Annotated in this window: 2 protein-coding genes; both read left to right on the top strand. The window is 76.2% G+C overall.

Annotated features, from left to right (window positions below; translation table 11 throughout):
* Nucleotides 1–78 precede the first annotated feature (78 nt).
* A complete protein-coding gene (gene tsaB / locus GL263_RS26625; RefSeq protein ID WP_182858291.1) occupies nt 79–738 on the top strand; it encodes a tRNA (adenosine(37)-N6)-threonylcarbamoyltransferase complex dimerization subunit type 1 TsaB in 660 nt (219 codons plus the stop codon).
* A 56-nt stretch (nt 739–794) separates the two neighbouring features.
* Nucleotides 795–1,265, top strand: coding sequence for a ribosomal protein S18-alanine N-acetyltransferase (rimI, locus tag GL263_RS26620; protein ID WP_182858292.1), 471 nt, complete (start codon nt 795–797; stop codon nt 1,263–1,265).
* Nucleotides 1,266–1,321: the final 56 nt, after the last annotated feature.

Raw genomic sequence — 1,321 nt, 5'->3', positions numbered from 1 at the left:
GTCCTGCCCGCCGCGCCCTGCCCGCCCGGGTCCGGAGCGGGGGCGAGGGCACCGCCTCCGGCGCCGTAGTCTTGGAGGGTGCTGCTGCTCGCTCTTGACACCGCCACTCCCGCTGTGACCGCCGCGCTCCACGACGGCGAGCGCGTCCTCGCGGCCAGCGACCAGATCGACGCCCGCCGGCACGGCGAGCTGCTGATGCCCGCCGTGGACCGGGTCTTCCGGGAGTCCGGCCGGGCCCGCCACGAGGTGACCGGTGTGGTCGTCGGCGTGGGGCCGGGCCCCTACACGGGGCTGCGGGTCGGCCTGGCGACGGCCGGCGCGCTGGCCGCCGCGCTCGACGTGCCGGTGCACGGCCTGTGCACGCTGGACGGGCTGGCCTACGCCGCCGGGCTCGACGAGCCGTTTGTCGTCGCGACCGACGCCCGCCGCAAGGAGGTCTACTGGGCCGCGTACGACAACCGCCGCACGCGCCGCGGTGAGCCCTCGGTCGACCGCGCGGCCGACCTGCCCGCCGCCGTCGCCGCGCTGCCCGCGTTCGGTGCCGGGGCGGTCCTGTACGCCGACGCCTTCCCCGCTCTCCGACCGGAGCTGCCGCAGCACCAGTCGGCGGCGGCGCTGGCCTCGCTGGCCGCCGAGCGGCTGGCCGCCGGCGACGAGCTCCTGCCGCCGCTGCCGCTGTACCTGCGGCGCCCCGACGCGAAGGTGCCGGCGGGCTACAAGGTGGTCACCCCCAGGTGAGCGCCGGCGGCGCCGGCAGCTCCGGCGGCTCCCTCGACGGGGTCGTGCTGCGGGAGATGCGCTGGTGGGACCTGCCCGCGGTGCTGCTGCTCGAAGAGCGGATGTTTCCCGAGGACGCCTGGTCGCCCGGCATGTTCTGGTCGGAGCTCGCGCACGCCAGGGGGCCGTTCGCGACCCGGCGCTACCTGGTCGCGGTGGAGACCGACCCGGCCGACGGCACCGAGCGGATCGCCGGCTACGCGGGTCTCGCGGCCGTCGACGGCACCGGTGACGTGCAGACCATCGCCGTCGCCCCCGACCGGGAGGGCCACGGCCTGGGCGCCCGGCTGCTGACCGAACTGCTGGTGGCGGCCTCCGCGTTCGACTGCCACGAGGTGCTGCTGGAGGTCCGTGTCGACAACAGCCGCGCCCAACGCCTGTACCAGCGCTTCGGTTTCGAGGCCATCGGGGTCCGGCGCGGCTACTACCAGCCCGCCGGCGTGGACGCGCTGGTGATGCGGCGCACCTCCGAGGAGGCCGCCGGATGAGGGCACCGACCGGTGAAGGAGAGGGACGGATGACGGTCGCCGTGATGTGGGAGGCG

The sequence above is a fragment of the Streptomyces durbertensis genome (assembly GCF_014156695.1).
GTDB classification, from domain to species: domain Bacteria; phylum Actinomycetota; class Actinomycetes; order Streptomycetales; family Streptomycetaceae; genus Streptomyces; species Streptomyces durbertensis.
The sequence above is the reverse complement of the archived record's forward strand: the minus strand, read 5'-3'. Positions and strand labels throughout refer to the sequence as shown.

Coding starts and splice junctions, on each gene's coding strand:
- rimI (WP_182858292.1), top strand. CDS start 795: ATGCGCTGGTGGGACCTGCCCGCGGTGCTGCTGCTCGAAGAGCGGATG.